Genomic DNA, 3,082 nt, shown 5'->3' with positions numbered 1-3,082 from the left:
AGCTTCTTCACGGCGTCCATTGTCCTGGCCCTCTGGCGGGCTTCCATGGCAACGGGTTCCACCAGCCGCTGAACCGGCCGCCCTTCAGGGTGTTGGGGCTTTTCGGTAGGGATGCCCGGCGCAATCTACCATGGGAGACGTGAACCGTCTCCCCGCATCCTGCATTCATGGAGTTCGTTGACTGGCTCTGGATTCTTCACCCTGCCCTCGCCGTGGTCGTCATCTATCCCCTGGTGGGCATGGTGGCGTACCTGGGCCGGCAAACCCGGCGCCGTCGGGTGGATCGCGCCAAAGCACGCCAGATTGCCCCCACCGCCGGCCGTGATCACAAGGATCTGGGCAAGTGGCTGACCACGGGGATGGTGGCCATTGTTCTGGTGGCCATTGCGGTGTCCGTTATCACCAAATCCTTCTGGTCCGACCCCGGGCAGGATCCCGTGCGCGCTGGTTACCTGCTGTTGGCGCTGGGGGGCACAGTGGTGGCCCTGCTGGCGCTCTGGCGTGTGCAACAGCGCTGGCAACGGTTCCTCTTTGCCCTGCTCACCTGGGGGGGGGTGCTGGGCCTCGGCGCCCAGCCGGAGGTGTGGCGCGTCAGCGATGACCCCACCAGCTTTGCCTTCTGGACATCCCACTACTGGACAGGGGTGGGGCTGGTGGCCCTGATGCTGTTTTCCATGGCCATCAGCCCGGAAACGCTCCGCCGCCTGGCTTGGCGCCGCCTGCACCTGGCCGTCAGCATCATGGCGGGCATTCTGTTGATGATCCAGGGCATCAGCGGGGCCAAGGATCTACTGGAGATCCCCCTGAGTTGGCAGAAGCCAACCATCTGGTCGTGTGATTTCAACGCCCGCCGCTGCCCAGGCGGCGAACAGGCCAGGGTAGAACCCGCGATCCTTCACCCTGTGGGTTGAGACCAACTGCGCAATGGCGACCCCCTGGCACTGCTCTTGTCTTCACCCCCTGCTTCCCTGGCCCTCAGCCTGCTGCCCACCCTGCTGGCGGCGCTCACCTGCTGCTGGCTCACCCGGCGCCCCGAAGCCCAATGCCGGCCATGGCGGCGGCGGCTGGCCATTCTGCTGATCACCGGCCTGGCGGGACGTTATCTCGTCTGGCGGGTGTTGTTCGGCTTGAACCAGCAGTCCCCCATGGCGTTGGGTTTGAGTTGGCTGCTGTTGGCCTGCGAAGGTTGGCTGATTCTCACAGGCCTGTTGCAGATCGGCCTGTCCTTCTCCAGACGGAGGGAACACACCACCGCTGCCGAGGCTGGCGAAGCCCTGCTGCAACAGTGCCCCAGTCCCCCCACGGTGGACGTGCTGATTCCCTGCTGCGGCGAACCCCTGGCGTTGCTGGAGCGCACCATCCTTGCCTGCTGCCGCCTGGACTACCCCGCCAAAACAGTCTGGCTCCTGGATGATGGCCCTGAACAGGAGGGAACCGGCGCCCAGGAGCAGGGTTCTCCTCAACAGCGTCGTGCATTGGCCCGGAGCCTGGGGGCCCGCTACCACCGCCGCCAGGGACGGCAGCACGCCAAAGCGGGGAATCTCAACGGGGTTCTGCCCAACTGCCGTGGGGAGTTGCTGGCGGTGTTTGACGCCGACGTGGTGCCCCAGCCCCACTTCCTGCGCCGCACCGTCGGGTTGTTCCTCCGCGAAACCCGGCTGGGGTTTGTACAAACCCCCCAGAGCTACATGACCCCGGATCCCCTGATGCGCAATCTGGCCATGGAGGACTGGCTGCTGCCGGATGAGGAAAGTTTCTACCGGTGGATCGAGCCGGTGCGGGACAGTGTGGGGGCCGTGGTTTGTGCGGGAACGTCTTTCCTGATGAGGCGGCAAGCCCTGGATCAAGTGGGCGGGTTTTCCACCGACAGCCTGTCGGAAGACCTGGCCACCGGGATTCGACTTGTTGCCCTGGGCTGGCAAGGTCTCTTCCTGCCCGAGAAGCTCAGCGCCGGTCTGGCCGCACCCGGGGTGGCGGACTTTGCCCAGCAGCGGTTGCGCTGGTGTCGCGGCACGCTGCAAACCCTGCGCAGCCCCCGGGGACCCCTGCGCATTGCCGGCCTCGGTTGGCTTCAGCGGCTGGCGTTTCTGGAAGGGGCGCTGCACTGGTTCAACGCCATCCCCCGACTCATCCTGCTGGTGTTGCCCCTGAGCACCGGCCTTCTGGGGATTCTGCCCATCAACCTCAACGGCTCCAGCTTCCTGATGGTGTTTCTGCCCTACTGGCTCAGCCTGCTGATGCTGGTGAGCTGGCTCAACCGTGAATCCCGCTCCGCCCTGCTGCCGGAACTCTATAGCTGGCTGCTCACACCGGTGCTGGCCTGGGCGGTGGCGCAGACCCTGTTGGCCCCTCGCTGGCGTCCCGGCTTCCGGGTCACCTCCAAAACACTGCACCGCCCCAAGTCTCGCCTGGCCTGGGGACTGGCGATCTCCATTCTGGCGCTGTTTGTCCTCAACGGCTGGAATCTCCTGGGGCTGCTGTCCGTCCTGCCCCCCAGCCCCGCCATGGCCACCATGCTCAGCCAGCAACAGGCGGAGGGGAATCGGCTTGTGGGGCTTCTCTGGAGCGGGCTGAACCTTCTCGGATTGCTGACGGCCCTCAGGGCCTGCCTGGATCCGCCCCGGACCCAATCACTGCCCACGTTCCGGGTGCGTTGGCCGGCGCGACTCTCCACGGACAACGGCGGCGCGGTCCACCGGGTTCACGTGTGTCGCGTCAACGAGCAGGAGGTGATGGTGGAGCCCACCGCCGCCCTGGCGCCCGGCAGCGGCGGGCAGTTGGCCATTGCGGCCCCTGCAGGGGCCGGGCGGGCCTCCCCCAGCCTGACGGTCCACGCCGGACCCACCCCCGGCCATGGGCGCCTGCTCCCCCGGGACCAGCGCCAGCACCGGGACTGGCTCCATTGGCTCTACGCCACGCCGGGACGCTGGCACGATCCCACCGCACCCGTGGAATGGCAAGCCATGCTGGCCCTTCTGCGGCGGCTGTTCTGGCGGCATGATCATCCCATGGGGTTGTTCATCCCTCTGCCCGACTCCACCCGCCCGGGGCGCCGCCACGCCAGCCGTCAGCCGCCGGCCCC

General features: G+C 66.9%; 2 protein-coding genes. Both read left to right on the top strand.

Annotated elements, in window-relative coordinates:
* The first annotated feature begins 167 nt into the window (after positions 1-167).
* Complete coding sequence (locus BG35_RS0108230) at positions 168-911, top strand: DUF4079 domain-containing protein (protein WP_025782447.1); 744 nt, start codon at positions 168-170, stop codon at positions 909-911.
* Positions 912-947: 36 nt separating this feature from the next.
* Positions 948-3,082, top strand: a 2,135-nt coding sequence (locus tag BG35_RS0108220; protein ID WP_025782446.1) for a glycosyltransferase family 2 protein, incomplete at its 3' end; no start/stop codon positions are given.

The organism is Candidatus Synechococcus spongiarum SH4, from assembly GCF_000586015.1.
Lineage (GTDB): Bacteria > Cyanobacteriota > Cyanobacteriia > PCC-6307 > Cyanobiaceae > Synechococcus_B > Synechococcus_B spongiarum_F.
This window is presented reverse-complemented; position numbering and strand designations above follow the sequence as displayed.

Coding starts and splice junctions, on each gene's coding strand:
- BG35_RS0108230 (WP_025782447.1), top strand. CDS start 168: ATGGAGTTCGTTGACTGGCTCTGGATTCTTCACCCTGCCCTCGCCGTG.